The 16,159-nt window shown below is 38.1% G+C and carries 18 protein-coding genes and 1 riboswitch; of the genes, 12 read left to right on the top strand and 6 right to left on the bottom strand.

Annotated elements, in window-relative coordinates; translation table 11 throughout:
* Window positions 1–60: 60 nt before the first annotated feature.
* The 3 genes from MKY06_RS01880 to MKY06_RS01890 all read left to right on the top strand — a co-directional run bounded on the left by MKY06_RS01880 (window position 61) and on the right by MKY06_RS01890 (window position 3,154).
* Window positions 61–1,350, top strand: a complete 1,290-nt coding sequence (locus MKY06_RS01880) for a lysine N(6)-hydroxylase/L-ornithine N(5)-oxygenase family protein (protein ID WP_098278435.1) — start codon at window positions 61–63, stop codon at window positions 1,348–1,350.
* A 143-nt stretch (window positions 1,351–1,493) separates the two neighbouring features.
* Window positions 1,494–2,006: a type 1 glutamine amidotransferase domain-containing protein gene (locus MKY06_RS01885; RefSeq protein ID WP_013055124.1), complete on the top strand. Its 513-nt coding sequence runs from the start codon at window positions 1,494–1,496 to the stop codon at window positions 2,004–2,006.
* Between the two features lie 359 nt (window positions 2,007–2,365).
* Window positions 2,366–3,154, top strand: coding sequence for a CAP domain-containing protein (locus tag MKY06_RS01890; protein ID WP_116299237.1), 789 nt, complete (start codon window positions 2,366–2,368; stop codon window positions 3,152–3,154).
* A 239-nt stretch (window positions 3,155–3,393) separates the two neighbouring features.
* Here MKY06_RS01890 and ade read toward each other — a convergent pair whose 3' ends face one another.
* On the bottom strand, window positions 3,394–5,130 hold the full coding sequence (gene ade, locus MKY06_RS01895; RefSeq protein WP_098278437.1) for an adenine deaminase: 1,737 nt from the start codon (window positions 5,128–5,130) through the stop codon (window positions 3,394–3,396).
* 83 nt (window positions 5,131–5,213) lie between these two features.
* Window positions 5,214–5,315, bottom strand: a riboswitch (purine riboswitch).
* A gap of 182 nt (window positions 5,316–5,497) precedes the next feature.
* Window positions 5,498–5,725, bottom strand: a complete 228-nt coding sequence (locus tag MKY06_RS01900) for a DUF1128 domain-containing protein (RefSeq protein WP_013055127.1) — start codon at window positions 5,723–5,725, stop codon at window positions 5,498–5,500.
* Window positions 5,726–5,901: 176 nt separating this feature from the next.
* Here MKY06_RS01900 and MKY06_RS01905 point away from each other — a divergent pair, with 176 nt between their 5' ends.
* The 3 genes from MKY06_RS01905 to MKY06_RS01915 are packed head-to-tail and all read left to right on the top strand — an operon-like array spanning window position 5,902 to window position 7,607.
* A complete protein-coding gene (locus MKY06_RS01905; protein WP_013055128.1) occupies window positions 5,902–6,375 on the top strand; it encodes a low molecular weight protein-tyrosine-phosphatase in 474 nt (157 codons plus the stop codon).
* 39 nt (window positions 6,376–6,414) lie between these two features.
* Window positions 6,415–6,753: a hypothetical protein gene (locus tag MKY06_RS01910; protein ID WP_013055129.1), complete on the top strand. Its 339-nt coding sequence runs from the start codon at window positions 6,415–6,417 to the stop codon at window positions 6,751–6,753.
* A 14-nt stretch (window positions 6,754–6,767) separates the two neighbouring features.
* Complete coding sequence (locus MKY06_RS01915) at window positions 6,768–7,607, top strand: YihY/virulence factor BrkB family protein (protein ID WP_013055130.1); 840 nt, start codon at window positions 6,768–6,770, stop codon at window positions 7,605–7,607.
* Between the two features lie 230 nt (window positions 7,608–7,837).
* Here the strand turns inward: MKY06_RS01915 and MKY06_RS01920 are convergent, their stop codons facing one another.
* Together MKY06_RS01920 and MKY06_RS01925 are read right to left on the bottom strand one after the other, a co-directional pair.
* Entirely contained in the window at window positions 7,838–9,757 is a 1,920-nt protein-coding gene (locus tag MKY06_RS01920; RefSeq protein ID WP_013055131.1) for a heavy metal translocating P-type ATPase, read from the bottom strand.
* A gap of 224 nt (window positions 9,758–9,981) precedes the next feature.
* Window positions 9,982–10,131, bottom strand: a complete 150-nt coding sequence (locus MKY06_RS01925; protein ID WP_013055132.1) for a BH0509 family protein — start codon at window positions 10,129–10,131, stop codon at window positions 9,982–9,984.
* A gap of 208 nt (window positions 10,132–10,339) precedes the next feature.
* On the opposite strand from MKY06_RS01925, the gene MKY06_RS01930 reads away from it, so the two are divergent.
* Complete coding sequence (locus MKY06_RS01930) at window positions 10,340–10,657, top strand: ArsR/SmtB family transcription factor (RefSeq protein ID WP_013055133.1); 318 nt, start codon at window positions 10,340–10,342, stop codon at window positions 10,655–10,657.
* Window positions 10,658–10,672: 15 nt separating this feature from the next.
* Entirely contained in the window at window positions 10,673–11,596 is a 924-nt protein-coding gene (locus MKY06_RS01935; protein WP_029324576.1) for a cation diffusion facilitator family transporter, read from the top strand.
* Between the two features lie 15 nt (window positions 11,597–11,611).
* Here MKY06_RS01935 and MKY06_RS01940 read toward each other — a convergent pair whose 3' ends face one another.
* Complete coding sequence (locus MKY06_RS01940) at window positions 11,612–12,796, bottom strand: MFS transporter (RefSeq protein ID WP_064471274.1); 1,185 nt, start codon at window positions 12,794–12,796, stop codon at window positions 11,612–11,614.
* 193 nt (window positions 12,797–12,989) lie between these two features.
* Between MKY06_RS01940 and MKY06_RS01945 the strand changes: the two genes are divergently transcribed.
* The 3 genes from MKY06_RS01945 (at window position 12,990) to MKY06_RS01955 (ending at window position 14,250) form a co-directional block, all read left to right on the top strand.
* The gene (locus MKY06_RS01945; RefSeq protein WP_141425884.1) at window positions 12,990–13,151 is read left to right on the top strand and encodes a DUF3237 family protein; all 162 of its coding nucleotides are present in this window, start codon (window positions 12,990–12,992) and stop codon (window positions 13,149–13,151) included.
* A gap of 20 nt (window positions 13,152–13,171) precedes the next feature.
* On the top strand, window positions 13,172–13,660 hold the full coding sequence (locus MKY06_RS01950; protein WP_013055136.1) for a phenolic acid decarboxylase: 489 nt from the start codon (window positions 13,172–13,174) through the stop codon (window positions 13,658–13,660).
* Between the two features lie 206 nt (window positions 13,661–13,866).
* A complete protein-coding gene (locus MKY06_RS01955) occupies window positions 13,867–14,250 on the top strand; it encodes an OsmC family protein (protein WP_098278438.1) in 384 nt (127 codons plus the stop codon).
* Between the two features lie 146 nt (window positions 14,251–14,396).
* Here the strand turns inward: MKY06_RS01955 and MKY06_RS01960 are convergent, their stop codons facing one another.
* Window positions 14,397–14,813 (bottom strand): pyridoxamine 5'-phosphate oxidase family protein, encoded by a 417-nt coding sequence (locus MKY06_RS01960; RefSeq protein WP_013055138.1) that lies wholly within the window; start codon window positions 14,811–14,813, stop codon window positions 14,397–14,399.
* A gap of 200 nt (window positions 14,814–15,013) precedes the next feature.
* Between MKY06_RS01960 and cax the strand changes: the two genes are divergently transcribed.
* Complete coding sequence (gene cax / locus MKY06_RS01965; protein WP_013055139.1) at window positions 15,014–16,069, top strand: calcium/proton exchanger; 1,056 nt, start codon at window positions 15,014–15,016, stop codon at window positions 16,067–16,069.
* Window positions 16,070–16,159 lie beyond the last annotated feature (90 nt).

Genomic DNA, 16,159 nt, shown 5'->3' on the forward strand with positions numbered 1-16,159 from the left:
AGGGTAAAAAGCTAACAGTAGACAATACTGTTAGCTTTTTTTATGAAAGGGAGTTTAAAGATGACAAATAAGCAGTATGACATGGTGGGAATAGGAATAGGACCTTTTAATTTAGGCTTAGCGGCCCTTGCTGAGCCTCTTGATGAAATTGATGCCGTCTTCTTTGATAAAGAAGAGAAATTTGAATGGCATCCGGGCATGTTAATTGACGGCACGGACTTGCAGATTCCGTTTCTAGCAGACTTAGTTACATTTGCGGATCCAACAAGCCCCTATTCTTTTCTAAATTATATTCACAGGCAAAAACGCTTGTATCCGTTCTTTTTCTTTAATCGTTTTGACATTCCGCGTCAAGAATACAACGAGTACGCAAAATGGGTAGCGGAGCAGCTATCTTCCTGCCACTTTTCTTCAAAAGTTGTGGACGTGATACCAAAAAATGAAGAAGAGTATTATGAAGTAAAGATAGAAACACCTGAGGGAATTCAAACGGTAAATGCTAAACACGTTGTAATGGGAACAGGAAGCATTCCACTTGTGCCTCCGGCTTTTGAAGAAAAGCTGAATGAGCATATTTTACACAGCAGCGGCTATTTACATAAAAAAGAAGAGATTCAAAAAGGAAAGCATGTAACGATCGTTGGTTCAGGGCAAAGTGCTGCAGAGATTTTTCTTGATTTACTAGAAGAACAGACTGAACATCATTACCACCTTACATGGTTTACAAGATCCTCGAATTTTTTTCAGCTTGATCAATCCAAGCTTGCTCAAGAGTTATTTTCGCCAGACTATGTAAATTACTTTCATTCGCTGTCTTTTGAGGAACGTACAAGCACGGTAGAAGATTTAAATCCTTTACGTCACGGAATTGAATCTTCTACTTTAACGAAAATCTATGATTTACTTTATCATCGTTCACTTAAAGGAAAAGTACCAGTTACGATTCAAGCTTCGACTGAAGTAAGTGATATTCATAAAAAAGGAAATGGATATGAGCTGGAGTGCAAACAATTAAAGGCTGAACGCTCTTTTCAATACGAAGCGGATCGTTTGATATTGTCCACGGGCTATAAGCCAAAAATTTCGCCGTTCATCGAACGAATAAAAGATAATATCGAATGGGAAGATGACAAGCGTTTTAAAGTCACAAAAGATTACCGGCTTGTCTTTAAACAACCCCGTAACCACCACTTTTTTACGTTAACCAATATCGAACATTCACATGGATCTGGCGCAACAAATCTTGGTTTATCCGTTCAGCGCAATCAGCGTATTCTGAACGTGATTGCAGGGAGAGACGTGTATCCAGTTCCAGAAGAGACGACGTTCCAGACATTTAATTTGTTTTGAATTTCTGATTTATAAAAATCTTCAATGTGGTTTTTGATTATTGTAGAAAAGTTTTTTACTCATAAACTATGTTTAAAAGAATAGTGTACGGGTATTTTATTTATAGAACATTAGTACACAAATCAATTAAGGAGTTGCTTAGAATGAGTAAGAAAATTGCAGTATTAGTAACAGATTTATTTGAAGATGTGGAATATACAGATCCAGCCGAAGCCTTTGAAGAAGAAGGCCATACGCTAACCAAAATCGATGTTAAAACAGGTGAAGTAACAGGTAAACAAGGCGAAACAACATTAACAATTGATAAAGCGATTGCGGATGTAAAACCAGAAGATTTTGACGCATTGTTTTTACCGGGAGGTTTCTCACCAGATATCTTGCGTGCGGACGATCAAGTCGTAGCTTTCACAAAATCATTTATGGATGAAGGCAAACCGGTTATGGCTATTTGTCACGGACCACAGCTGCTAATCAATGCTGAAACATTAAAAGGACGTGACGTAACTGGTTTCAAATCAATTGCTATTGATTTGAAAAATGCAGGCGCAAACTTCCATGATAAAGAAGTGGTGGTATGCGGTAATCAACTAGTTACAAGCCGTACACCAGATGATATGGAAGCATTCGTACGTGAATCAGTAAATGTCTTAAAATAAGTAAATAATATTAGTAAAACTTTCTGTAAAAGGCGATAACAGGGTGGTTTACCACTCTGCTGTCGCCTTTTTTGTATGTAACGATTTTGACGAGGAATTTACAGTTATATTACTGCATTGGATGAAGCGGTTTCTAAAAGAATATGAAAACCTTTTACTACCAATAGATAGAAGCTACGTAACACAATCGAAATATTTTTCACATAAATGAAAGTATAATTTTGGTAGCTTAAAAGACGTTGCGAGTTTCATAGTTTTCATGCAACAATGAGGGTGCATCACGAGATTGGCTTGCTACAAGCTTAGATGCGTTGCGGTTTTACAAAAAAACTTTATTATCACATAGGAGGATTTCAAACATGAAGAAAAGGTTTCGTATTGCCACTGTCGCAGGTGCCGTATCATTAGGATTACTAACAGCAGGACAAGCAAATGCAGCAGCTCCTGATTGCAACACTCCAAAACAAATTAACATTAAAGATGCTCAAGCAGCACAAAATATAAATGTAGATGAGCTATTAAAGAAATTTAACGCTCAAGGACAATCTGCTCAAGCAGCAGCTCCACAACAAGAAACACAAGCACCAGAGCAAGCTGAAGCAGCTCCACAGGAACAAGCACAAGCACCAGAGCAAGCTGAAGCAGCTCCACAGGAACAAGCACAAGCACCAGAGCAAAGTGAAGAAGCAAAAGCTCCAGAGCAAACACAGCAAAACACAAAAGCTCAACAATCAGAAAATACTGATAAAGCAGAACAAACAAAAGATGCTAGTCAATTCGAACAAAAGGTCGTAGATTTAGTGAACCAAGAGCGTGAAAAACAAGGTTTAAAACCTCTAACACTTAACAAAAAATTAAGTGATGTTGCACGCACTAAATCAAAAGATATGATGGATAAAGGGTACTTTGACCACAATTCACCAACATATGGTTCACCATTTGATATGATGAAACAATTCGGCATTGAATATACAACAGCAGGTGAAAACATTGCAAAAGGTCAGCAATCTCCTGAAGATGTAATGAATGCTTGGATGAATAGTGACGGTCACCGCAAAAACATTCTAAACCCTGATTTCACTGAAATTGGTGTTGGATACGTAAAAGGTGATACTACGTACTGGACTCAACAATTTATCGGTAAGTAATACAAAAAGAGCAGGATATACCTGCTCTTTTTTTGCGTTTTTAGCTGTCCAATTTGGGTATAGTAAAGTAAGAACACGTAAAGGAGTGCCTTAAATTGGGACGTATATTAAAAAAAATTCTAGTCGCTGTTTTTCCTATCCTTTTAAAAGAAGGATATCGTCATTATAAAAATCGTAAAACTCGAACTACGCCGTCTAAAGGATATAAATAAAAAGGACTCGAAAGAGTCCTTTTTATTTTATGCTTGAACGGTGATATGCTTGAATTCTTTTACGTTAAATAATCCTTTGTCGGTTAATTTTAGACACGGGATAACAGGCAAGCTTAAGAAAGATAGTGTCAGCAGCGGATTGAATTTCTGTGAAATATCAAGCTCATGAAGAGCCCCGTGAAGCTGCTTAAGTAAGCTGTTTACTTCATTATAAGGGTGAGGTGACATTAATCCTCCAATGGAAAGAGGGAGGGAGCCAATCACTTCATTGCCTTTTACAATAACAATACCTCCGCCGATTTCTTCAATTGCCGCAATTGCTTTTGCTAAATCTTCATCATTTGTTCCTACGGCTACGATATTATGTGAATCGTGAGCAATCGTGGTAGCAATCGCTCCGTCTTTTAGCTGAAAACCTTTTACAATCCCAAGACCAATATTCCCTGTTAGATGATGACGCTCAACAACAGCCATTTTCAGCTGATCGTTTTCTACAGAAGACTGAAATTCGTTTTGCTTCACTTGAACTTCTTCTACAATATGATTTGTAAGCAGGCTGTTTGGATTAATTTCAATAATATTAGCGCGATTGTGCTGAAGTGGTATCGTAAGTTTTTTAATGGAAAACTCTTTGAGATGAACAGAATTCATTAGTTCTGTTGGAAGATCAATTTGTTCTTCTTGAACAGAAAGCATCTCTCCATTTTCAGCAATAAGCTCTCCGTTTTGATAGACATGTGCTGCAGATATATCGGTTAAGTCGTCTAATAGAATAAAATCCGCTTTGTAACCAGGAGCAACCGCACCTCTATCTTTTAACCCGTAGCATTCAGCGGCATTTAACGAAGCCATTTGAATCGCAATTAACGGATCCAGCCCGAGTTCAATAGCAAAACGAACATTGTAATCAATAGAACCTTCCGTTAATAAATCATCTAGGTGTTTGTCATCGGTACAGAATAAAAATCTGCGCGCGTTACGTTCATTTACAGCAGGTAATAGTTGTTTCAAATCTTTAGCGACAGAACCTTGGCGGATCAGAACATACATCCCGCGCTGAATACGTTCAATTGCTTCTTCTGCTGTTACGCATTCATGATCTGTTGAAATGTCAGCGGTACGATAAATATTAACGCCCGTAGCATCTAGCCCTGAGCCGTGCCCATCAATTACGCCGTTTGCATCGTTAGCTGCTTGTAATTTATCGAGCATATCGTCATCTCCATCTCGCACAGCAGGGAAATCCATCACTTCTGCTAATCCAAGCACGCGAGGGTGAGAGAAAAATGGCGCTAAGTCAGCTGCTTTTAAGACGGCTCCAGAGCTTTCAAAAGGAGTTGCTGGCACGCTTGAAGGTAAGTTCACAAATACGTCTAAAGGAATGGAATCCGAGTTTTGAAGCATAAACTCAATGCCAGATTTCCCTGAAACATTCGCAATTTCATGAGGGTCCGTTACGACAGTTGTGACGCCTCTAGGTACAAGAAGTTTTGAAAACTCTTTAGGTGTAACCATTGATGATTCAATGTGAACGTGTCCATCAATGAACGTAGGAGAAATGTATTTTCCTTTTGCATCAACGACGTTATTCCCATCGTATTGACCTATTCCAACAATCACTCCATCAGCAATCGCAATATCGGCTTCAATGATGGAAAGCGTAAAGACATCGATAATTTTCCCGTTTTTCACTACAAGATCTGCAGGTATTTTTTTATTGGCAACAGCAAGCTGTTTTTTTAAGATTGTTTTTGTATTTGACATGAATGTGACTCCTCTCATTGTATAACTGAATAACAATGAAGGACTATGTAAGGGAGAACATAAAGAAGAATAAAAATGCAGTATGAATGATGTTCAACCCTCGTAGTCCAACTATTTACGGTAGTTCGGTAGAAACTCTTGGACCCTATTTCCAAGACTATACGAGCTTTAGGTATTTCGATACATTCTATAGACAAATAATAAAAACGTCAATTCCTAATAAAAAAGAAAGATTTTTGGGAATATTTCATCTATGTGTATGTAAACGATTTAACTCTTATTTGCTCGCTAAAAGGTGCAGCATTCATGTATAGAAAAAAATGTAGAAAAAACCGTCAATGGCTATTAGTCATTGACGGAGTTGTCATTAAGCTTGTTTACGCAGTGTACCTAATTCTTCCGCGATTGCTTGCATTTCACTTGGGCTAAAAGAATCTTTTCTCATTACCATATCGTATAAGTACTTTAAGTCTTCATACATTTCTTCGTCAAAAGCTTCAGCTTTAATTGCTCCGATATTTAGCATGCGCAGTTTTTCACTAATGCTATCGACCATATGTTTAATATTTTCTGGAGATTTTACTGATAAATCCACTTTGTTCATCCTTCCAGTTGCGTTTTTTTTATTGTAACATGTTTTTATCGTGTGAACACTTTTATGTCAGGTTCTTATCCAAAGAAGAGTGGAAACGATATAAATAAAAGAAAACTATTTTTTAGTTTGAAAATGATTGTATATAATGTTTGTAATAAGGGAAAGGAGTCGAGACTATGATTAACGTATTATTCGTTTGTTTGGGAAATATTTGTCGTTCACCCATGGCAGAAGCGGTCTTTAAAGATATGGTGAAGAAAAAAGGGCTAGAAGGACAAATTCACGTAGATTCTGCAGGCACAGGAGGCTGGCACAAAGGCAATCCTCCTCATGAAGGGACGCAATCTATTTTAACGAAAAACAACATTGATTTTAAAGGGCAAACAGCAAGACAAGTGATTCAAGAGGATGTAGCTAAATTCCATTATATTATTGGAATGGATGTCGAAAATGTAGGAAACCTGAGAAGGATGGCTGGACATACTAAAACAGGTTATATTGCAAGGCTTTTGGATTTTGTGCCCGATTTACATATTGAAGATGTGCCTGATCCTTATTTCACGGGAAATTTTGACGAAGTATATGACTTAGTTCAAGAAGGATGCAAGGCTCTTTTAGACGAAATTATAGAGAAGCATTTCTCGGAATAAGCGATACTTAAAAAATAAAAAACGGAGGAGAAACGACAAATGGGTAAACGAAATAAGCTAGTAGAAGGTATTGTCATTGGAGCAATTATAGGAGGAGCTGTTTCTTTATTTGATAAAGAAACAAGAAGCTCCGTCATTCAAGGAAGTAAAAAACTGAAAGACAAAACAACAACTCTTATTCAGCACCCTGAACTTGTAACGGATACTGTCAAAGAGAAATATGAAACCATCCGTACGACCATCGAGCAAGTTTCTGAAGATGTATCATTTGTAGCAGGAAAAGTAGAAAAGTTAAAAGAAACAACGCCTCAGGTGATGGAAATTGTAAACGATACAAAAGAAGCATTTGTGGAGAAGTATGGTGATGAACAAAAATAAATAAGGAGGCACATATGGCTGGAATGTACATGAATAACATCGTAAGGTTTGGCAAAGAACTGATGGGCCGCATTCATCGAGATGAGCTGCCCAGTTTATCAGCTGAATTGGCTTATTATTTGCTGCTCTCGCTATTTCCTTTTTTAATTTTCTTAATTACGCTGATTGGATTTTTGCCATTGGAATCAACAGACCTGCTTGACTTGGTCGAAAATGTAGCGCCACAGCAAACGCTGCACATGATTGAAAGCAACGTTTCCCATATCATTGGTTCTCATAATGAAAAGCTATTGTCCTTTGGTATCATTGCCACGATGTGGTCTGCTTCAAATGGAATTAATGCGATCGTAAGAGCATTTAACCGAGCGTATCACGTACAAGAAAATCGGCCTTTTTTAGTGGCGAGAGGTATGGCAGTTCTCCTTACTTTTGCGATGATATTTGTTATTATTGTAGCGCTTTTACTTCCTGTTTTCGGTCATATGATTGGCCTTTATTTATCGTCTACGTTTGGGTTTTCAGAAACTTTTCTCGCTTTATGGTCTGCTTCCCGCTGGATTATCAGCGGCCTCATTTTGTTTACTGTTTTTACGGGGTTATATTACTTTGCTCCTAATAAAAAGCTGCTGATTCGAAATGTTGTAAAAGGAGCGGCTTTTGCTACGGTCGGCTGGACAGTGGTATCGATGCTATTTGCTTATTACGTAAATCATTTCAATAACTATACAGCTACATATGGAAGCTTGGGTGGAATTATTATCCTGCTTATTTGGCTGTACCTATCGGGGATGATTATCGTTATTGGAGGAGAAATTAACGCTATTTTCTACGACCGTCGAGTCAAATCTTCATAGTCACAAATTGGGATGAAATCATTCGCAAGATAATGAGCATACTAACAAAGTGAAAGGGAGGTTTTACATCATGACAAAGCATACAAAAAAAGACGGAAGCAATACAAAGCAGAATAAAAAGAGCCAGCCGAAGCATAAAACAAGCAACAGCCAAAATGGACAAAACGGTTACCATTAAGGCATTGATTTTCATAATAAAAAGCCTAACAAATACGTTAGGCTTTTTTGCGTTAAGATTTTAGCAAGCGAAGGCCGTTTAAGATAACTAAAATGGTGCTGCCTTCGTGACCTATAACACCAAATGGCATATCAAGCACTTGGAAAAAATTCGAACAAATTAATAAAAAGATGACGGCAATAGAAAAAATAACGTTTTGTTTCACAATTGAGTTCATCCGTCTGGAAAGAGCTACTGCATCCGAAATTTTTGATAGATCATTTTTCATTAAAACGATATCCGCTGTTTCAAGTGCCACATCCGTTCCTTCTCCCATGGCTACTCCAACGTTAGCAGTAGCCAGAGCAGGTGCATCGTTAATGCCATCTCCCACCATTGAAACGGTAGGGAATTTTTCTTTTAACGCTTTAATTTTATCTACTTTCGCTTCAGGCAAACATTCTGCAATGTATTCATCGACTGCACATTCTTTTGAAATGGCTTCGGCTGTTTTTTCGCTGTCTCCTGTAATCATGACGGTATGAATGCCCTGCTCTTTAAGAGATTTAACAGCGTCTACAGCTTCTGTTCGTACAACGTCTTTTAGCGCAAGCAATCCCACAATACCATGCTGGTCTTTTGCGTACACAATCGTTTTTCCTTCACTGGCAAGCGTAGATGAAATCCCATTTTCAAATTCAGCTGCATCTTCTTTACCTACAAAATCTGCTTTTCCTATCTTCCACGTATCTCCTTGAAGAGACCCAATGACACCATATCCGGGAACGTCTTCAAGCGAATCTGGCTGAACGAGCGTCAATTCCTGCTTATTTTTCACAAATTCAACAATGGATTGAGCAAGCGGATGATTGGACTGACGTTCAATTGATGCGATTTTAACAAGAAATTCCTGTTCGTTCATATCAGAACGGACAATGACATTTGTTACTTCTGGCTTTCCTTTTGTTAACGTTCCTGTTTTATCAAAAGCAATTGCGCTTAAATGGCTTAACCTTTCCAAATGCACGCCGCCTTTGAACAAAATTCCTTTTTTTGCTCCGTTTGAAATAGCAGACAGCGAAGCAGGGGTGATAGATGCAACCAGAGCGCAAGGAGACGCTACAACTAAGAGAATCATTGCACGGTAAAATGTCTCGGTCCAGCTCCATCCAAGCACATAGTGTGGGAGAAATAGCATAACTGCCACAACCGATAGAACAATTTTTACGTATGTGCCTTCAAATCGTTCAATAAACAATTGAGAAGGCGACTTTTCACTTTGAGCCGTTTGAACAAGTTGAATGATCTTTTGAAACAGCGTCTCAGCACTTGGCTTTGTCATTTTAATGGTAATGGCGCCTTTCACATTCACCGTGCCCGCGAATACTTCATCATCGAGCTGTTTTAGTACAGGAACAGATTCCCCTGTAATAGCAGCCTGATCAATCGTTGTTTGACCTGAGACAACAATACCATCGGATGGCACTCGTTCACCCGGCTTAACTAGCAGCAAGTCACCGATTTGTAAATCCGAAATGGATACAATTTCTTCTTGATCTCCAATCAGACGCGTTGCTTCTTGCGGCTGTAAATTCATCAAGGCGCTAATTTCTCGGTTGCTTTTATTCATGGTGTACGTTTCTAATGCACCGCTTAATGCAAAAATGAAAATAAGCATAGCACCTTCTGTCCAGTAGCCAATTACAGCCGCTCCAATGGCTGCAATAATCATTAACATTTCGACATTCAATTCTTTATTTTCAATCGTTTCTTCAATACCTTCTTTTGCTTTAGCAAATCCGCCTATCACGTAAGCTAATACAAAGAGCGTAATAGATACAGCAGTATCCTGCTGTTTTGACAGCAGCCAGCCGGCTAAAATCAGCACGCCGCTTAACAGTGCAGCAATGAGTTCACCATGTGTTTTTAATACGTTGACAGCAGAAGATGTTTGAGGCGTTTGTTCTTGTTTTTTAGGTAACGCATTTTCCATACAAATCCTCCTTGAACGATAATTGAGAAGAATAATCACAATCATTACCCCTAAAAAAACACGAAAGCTGCCATCTCAGCGATAGCAGCACATTTTTTCAGTTCTTCTCTTTTAAATTGGGATATTTAGTATAGTATAGCACGGAACAAGCAAGGAGGTAACGACTAACGCCTAAAAAATAAAAACAGAATGCAGCTGGACGTCTGCATTCTGTAAAAAACGTACTACATATCTAAATGTTCTTCATAATATTTATAAGCGGAAGTGTAAATGTGCTCGATATCGGCATCCGTCATGTACATTAAGGTTTCACGGTCAATCCCCTTCATTGTTTCAATAAATGTAATCATATTTTTGCGTTCTTGTCTGCTCATTTATTATTCTCCTCTCCATCTGTTTTAATACAGTTTATTATATTTAATTGTATTATATAACAGAAAAAGTATTTTGTGTGGATTTTTTTAAAAAATAGGCAAAAAAATTTAGAAAGACGTAAATAATTGACTATATAGAAAAAGGTGTTTTATAATTTATATATGAACATATGCTCATATACTTGCATATAATGAACGGAGAGATGTTATGAAAAAAGATGAACATTCGTTTTTATCGCCTCAAATAGTAGAAGAAGCGTCAAGAATACTAAAAGCTATTTCAGATCCTACGAGAATGAAAATTCTTTATTTACTATTTCAAGAAGAGTGTTCAGTCGGTCATATGGTTGAAGTGCTTGGTGTTTCACAATCAGCTATTTCACATCAGTTGACTCACTTGCGTCATTTACGTTTAGTAAAATATCGCCGTGAAGGGAATACGTATTTCTATACGTATGATGATGAACACGTGGTCGGAATACTGCATCAAGTAATTCAGCACGTAGAATGCGCACATAACGAGTAAAAGGAGGGGCTTTGCATGAGTCATGATCATCACCACCATCATGGTCACCATCACCATTTTGATACACAGCGTGAAGGCAACAAAAAAGGTCTGTTAATTGCACTCATTATCACAGCGGGTATTATGGTTCTTGAGTTTGTTGGAGGGCTTTTTACAAATAGTTTAGCGTTATTATCCGATAGCGGACACATGCTTTCTGATACAAGCTCACTTGCTCTTAGCCTTGTAGCGATATGGTTTGCTAATCGAGCTGCATCGGCTAAAAAAACGTACGGTTATTATCGTTTTGAAATATTAGCGGCTCTTTTTAACGGAGTGGCACTGTTTGTAATAGCAGGATTTATCATCTATGAAGCCTATCAGCGCGTATTAGAGCCGCAGTCTGTAGCAAGCGGCAGCATGATGCTGATTGCTACCGTTGGTTTACTCGCTAATTTAATCAGCGCCTGGTCACTTATGAGACAAGGCGATGTAAAAGGAAATGTAAATTTACGCAGCGCTTACTTACACGTATTGGGAGATGCTTTAGGATCTATTGGAGCTATTGTAGCGGGATTTCTTATGATGCTGTTTGGATGGTATATTGCTGATCCTATTATTTCTGTAGTTGTGTCTGTATTAATTTTAAAAAGCGCTTGGGGCGTGCTTGCTCATAGCGTTCATATTTTGATGGAAGGCTCTCCTGAAGGGGTAGATCACAGTGAAATAAAAAACCTTCTTGAAAACATTGAAGGAGTCAAAGATGTGCATGATTTACACATTTGGACGATTACTTCAGGACTGGACTCATTGAGCTGTCATATGCGCGTAGAAGATGAAAAAGATAGTCAGCAAATTTTGCAAAAAGCCATCGATTTAGTACATGATCACTGCGGCATTGAGCATACCACGATACAAATTGAAAAATCAGCTCTTCAGCATCGAACGCTAAAAGTTTAAAAAACAAGCGAGAACCTATAGGTTCTCGCTTGTTTTTTGTTGCCTAGGCATCTTTTGTCCGAATACAAAAAGAATAATAAAAATAAAGCCAAGCATCCCGCTAATAATATTAAAAAAGCTGATATGGTGAAAGAACTGAATAAACGTGCCGCCTATGTAAGGGCCGGCAAGGCTTCCGATACTAAAAGCAATGCCGCATAGTAAATTACCTGTAGGCAGTAGACGAGCAGGAATCAAATCCGTCATATAGCTGATTCCTAAACTGAACGTCGAGCCTACAACCATGCCAGCTATAAATAAACAGGCTACTAATGGAATAGCGGTCTCTTCCAAGAGGCTTGCTGTAAAAAACGTAACGGCTCCAATTGATAAAATCCATCCTAATACCAATTTCCGCCCAAATTTATCGCTCAGTATTCCCAGAGGAAGCTGAAATACAATAGCTCCAACTGCAAAGGAAGTCAGCAGCAGTGAAATAAACTCTACTTGCAAACCAATTCGTAAGCCATATACAGGAAAGCTTCCGTTCAGTGATGATTCTAAAAATCCATATCCAAAAGGCGGCAAAAAAGCAATCCAAGCATACTTAGCGGCCTTAGAAAATCGCTTAGCCGTTTCTTTTAATGAATTAACCTCCACTTCCTGTAAGGGAAATTCATTTTTTATCAAAAATAAAAACACCCACGTTATGAGGCAGAGAGCTGAAGAAATCATAAAAGGAAGCGCTTGATTAATTTCAATTAACGGCGTCATTAAAGGGCCAACAGCAAAACCAATACCGAAAAAAAGCCCGTACAATGAAATGTTTCGACCTCGTTTATCAGCAGGTGAAGACGATGTAATCCACGTTTGAGTACCAAAGTGCAGCGCGTGATCTCCTATTCCAATAAATAAACGGAGCACAAACCAAAAAACAACAGATTTCCACAGGGGAAACAAAGCTAAAGATACAATAACTAAAAGTCCGCCTGCTGCGATAATTGGTTTATATCCGTATCTGCGAAGCGGGGCTTCCATGAAAGGAGAAATAAATAAAATGCCTAGGTACAATCCAGTTGCGTTTAATCCGTTTATAGTAGAAGAAAGACCGTCTTTCTCAAAAATAATAGCAATTAAAGGCAGCAGCATACCTTGGCTGAATCCAGAAATGGCGACAAGGCTAACTAAAATCCAGAAACGTTGTTTATGAGTAGCACTCATAGCATTCAACCTCTTTTTATCTATATTTTGTCAATCTAACTGTTTCATCGTACAAGGAAAACGCTTTATTGACAAGGATGTAGACGTGCTGTGCTGTTAATTTGACATCTTTCTATAAGGAAAGTAGAATAAAACATGTAAATAGTTACATGTTTTAATTTACAATCAAAAGGCGATCGCTAGGATACAAACAGTGCTTAAGAAAATAGCGACATTCACAATCAATGTCGGTACAACGAGTGTCATTGGTCATACAGGAAGTGCAAAATATAAACGCTTACACAACTGCGTTTTTCTAGGCACTGCTGTGAGACACTTAGATCGCGTTGTGTCAGACATATACGAAGTGTTATAAATCAAAGGAGCGATATAAAAATGGAAAAGTTTATTGGAAATCATATGATTTACACATACGAAAACGGATGGGAATATGAAATTTATATCAAAAACGAAAATACAATCGATTACCGTATTCATAGCGGAATGGTGGCAGGACGATGGGTTCGTGACCAAAAAGTAGATATCGTGAAGTTAACAGAAGGTGTATATAAAGTATCGTGGACTGAACCGACTGGAACAGATGTATCTTTGAACTTTATGCCTGATGAAAAACGGATGCACGGCATTATTTTCTTCCCAAAATGGGTACATGAACATCCTGAAATTACCGTGTGCTATCAAAATGATCATCTCGATTTAATGCATGAGTCTCGTGAGAAATATGAAACGTACCCGAAATATGTGGTTCCGGAATTTGCTGATATTACATTTATCAAAAATGTCGGAGAGAACAATGAGGAAGTTGTAGCTCAAGCCCCTTATGAAGGAATGACGAATGATATTCGCGCTGGAAAATTAATTTAATACGGAGTCATAAAAAAGGCTGAGACAAAATTATGTTAGCTGAAGGAAGATCCGAACGAATTTGATTCTTGATCAAGAATCAAATTCGTTCGGATTTTTTTATTGTGATGGTGCCCGGAAATAAACAGCGGTGTAACAAGTGATCCATATTGAGAGTAGTGGGTTATATAAAAAGCGGTTTATAATAAAGTAAAGGAGTGAAGAAAATGGAATTTAACATGAAAAAAGAGGCGGGATTTACAACAAATCTTCCTTATGGAGAGCTACATATCGCCGGAGATGAAGAGTATGGCTTTCGTCCGTATCAGCTAATGGTATCGTCCATTGCTGCTTGCAGCGGAGGCGTGTTAAGAAAAATTCTAGAGAAAAAAAGAATCGCTTTTTCCGATTTACGCATCCAAGCTGATGTGACACGAAATGATGAAAAATCGGGGCGAATCGAGAAAATTCATTTGCACTATATCATCACAGGAGAAGAACTTTCATTAGACAAAATTGAAAAATCAATTGAGCTAGCACGAAAAAATTGTTCGATGCTACAGTCGGTTATTGACAGTATAGAAGTGACAGAAACCTTCGAAATTAAATGAGGTTGGGGCAAAAGTATTTTAGTTGAAGAAGATCCGAACGATGAATCAAACTCGTTCGGATTTTTTATGGTGTTGTTACAAGCCGTTCAGCTCCTTGTTCCCATTTGTTCGTCTTTAGATGGAATGGACTTAGCTACGTCTCAATCTCATATTTCCTTCGGTTTGCTTCCGGCTTTATCAAAATAGCGCATACGTTCAGGAGTCAACTGAAGAAGCAAATAATTTGGATCATCTGGACTTTTAATCCACTCTTTTAACTTTTCATTCCAAAATTTCTTTTTTAACTCTTCGTTTGTTTCTACATTTACTTTGGCTTCTACCTCTACATACGGATCACTCCAACCTTGCCCATCATAGCCTAACAAAATATGAACGTAAGGGTTTTTTTCTAGTTCTTCGACTTTATGGGTATCTTTATTGGTAGCGGTGTAGAGCACAAGATCTTCATGAAAAAACATCATAAAGCGTGAATAAGGTTTTCCATCTTGAATTGTAGCTAACGTTCCAATTGTATAGTCATCCAGTACGGATAAAATTTGATTTTTCACATCATTATTGCTCATTTTTTCACTCCTTATTATATCTTTTTACCCTTGGTAGTTTGGCTGATTTTTAACTATCTTAATCAAAAATCAATTAAGGGTTTATCATTTATAAAAATAGGTTAAAAATACTAACATTGACGGTGAGTCTATACAAATTCCATTAATTTGATATGATTGATTTTGTTGTCAAAAAATGAATAAGGTAGGTGTACATATCGATGATCAATCGGATTTTTCTTATAGCGGTTATTCTTGGGGTGCCGCTATCTGTTATTGGGCATATGATGCACTGGTCAGATGTTCTTATGTTTATTATTTACTGTTTAACAATCATTGCCCTCGCAGCTTTTATGGGGAGAGCAACAGAGAGCTTAGCTGTTGTAGCTGGTCCTCGAATAGGAGGTCTATTAAATGCTACGTTTGGTAACGCTGTAGAATTAATTATTTCTATTTTTGCTCTGAAAGAAGGCCTTACAGCGGTGGTGCTTGCATCGTTAACCGGTTCTGTATTAGGAAATCTTCTTCTTGTAGGCGGTCTTTCATTCTTCATCGGGGGATTAAAATTTAAGCGTCAAGAATTTAATGTCTATGATGCAAGACATAATTCTGGATTATTGATCTTTGCCGTTATCGTTGCGTTTGTTATTCCTGAAGTGTTTGCTAGCGAAATGAACGAAGCGAAGACCATGTCCCTGAGTGTCGGAATCTCCATTATTCTCATCATCTTGTACTTAGCGGCATTATTTTTTAAGCTGGTAACGCATCGAGGCGTGTATCAGCATAAAAGTGAAGAAGTGGAAGAACATGAGGAGCCAGAGTGGTCAATGTGGAAAGCGATTACTGTTCTCTTTTTGTCTACGTTAGCTGTAGCTTACGTATCCGAAAGCTTGGTTAGCACAATCGAAATTGTATCGGAAAGCTTTGGCTGGAGTGAGCTGTTCATAGGGGTCATCATTGTAGCGATTGTTGGGAACGCGGCAGAGCATGCTTCCGCTATTATTATGGCCGTTAAAAATCGCATGGGTGTAGCTGTTGAAATTGCTGTTGGATCAACTTTACAAGTAGCGATGTTTGTAGCACCGATATTAGTACTTGTTTCGCTAATGTTCGAAAACCAAATGTCTCTTGTCTTTACTTGGCCCGAGTTGATCGCGATGGTAACGGCCGTATTTTTAACTATTGCGATTTCTAATGACGGAGATACAAACTGGTTCGAAGGTGCAACTCTTTTAGGTGCTTATATTATTATGGGAATTGGTTTTTATCTTATTTAAAAAGAAGAGACTGGAACAAACATGTTTTAGTTGAAGGAAGATCCGAACGATTAATCGTTCGGATTCTTTTTGTGTAAGCAAATAGAAGAA

This window comes from Priestia sp. FSL P4-0332 (assembly GCF_038005845.1).
In the GTDB taxonomy this organism is placed as follows: Bacteria; Bacillota; Bacilli; order Bacillales; family Bacillaceae_H; genus Priestia.

Bases quoted from the DNA above. Each gene is read 5' to 3' on its own strand.
- MKY06_RS01890 (WP_116299237.1), top strand. From the start codon at position 2,366: ATGAAGAAAAGGTTTCGTATTGCCACTGTCGCAGGTGCCGTATCATTA.
- MKY06_RS01910 (WP_013055129.1), top strand. From the start codon at position 6,415: ATGGGTAAACGAAATAAGCTAGTAGAAGGTATTGTCATTGGAGCAATT.
- MKY06_RS01915 (WP_013055130.1), top strand. From the start codon at position 6,768: ATGGCTGGAATGTACATGAATAACATCGTAAGGTTTGGCAAAGAACTG.
- MKY06_RS01955 (WP_098278438.1), top strand. From the start codon at position 13,867: ATGGAATTTAACATGAAAAAAGAGGCGGGATTTACAACAAATCTTCCT.
- MKY06_RS01885 (WP_013055124.1), top strand. From the start codon at position 1,494: ATGAGTAAGAAAATTGCAGTATTAGTAACAGATTTATTTGAAGATGTG.
- MKY06_RS01935 (WP_029324576.1), top strand. From the start codon at position 10,673: ATGAGTCATGATCATCACCACCATCATGGTCACCATCACCATTTTGAT.
- cax (WP_013055139.1), top strand. From the start codon at position 15,014: ATGATCAATCGGATTTTTCTTATAGCGGTTATTCTTGGGGTGCCGCTA.
- MKY06_RS01880 (WP_098278435.1), top strand. From the start codon at position 61: ATGACAAATAAGCAGTATGACATGGTGGGAATAGGAATAGGACCTTTT.
- MKY06_RS01960 (WP_013055138.1), bottom strand. From the start codon at position 14,813: ATGAGCAATAATGATGTGAAAAATCAAATTTTATCCGTACTGGATGAC.
- MKY06_RS01930 (WP_013055133.1), top strand. From the start codon at position 10,340: ATGAAAAAAGATGAACATTCGTTTTTATCGCCTCAAATAGTAGAAGAA.
- MKY06_RS01925 (WP_013055132.1), bottom strand. From the start codon at position 10,131: ATGAGCAGACAAGAACGCAAAAATATGATTACATTTATTGAAACAATG.
- MKY06_RS01940 (WP_064471274.1), bottom strand. From the start codon at position 12,796: ATGAGTGCTACTCATAAACAACGTTTCTGGATTTTAGTTAGCCTTGTC.
- MKY06_RS01920 (WP_013055131.1), bottom strand. From the start codon at position 9,757: ATGGAAAATGCGTTACCTAAAAAACAAGAACAAACGCCTCAAACATCT.
- MKY06_RS01905 (WP_013055128.1), top strand. From the start codon at position 5,902: ATGATTAACGTATTATTCGTTTGTTTGGGAAATATTTGTCGTTCACCC.
- MKY06_RS01950 (WP_013055136.1), top strand. From the start codon at position 13,172: ATGGAAAAGTTTATTGGAAATCATATGATTTACACATACGAAAACGGA.
- ade (WP_098278437.1), bottom strand. From the start codon at position 5,130: ATGTCAAATACAAAAACAATCTTAAAAAAACAGCTTGCTGTTGCCAAT.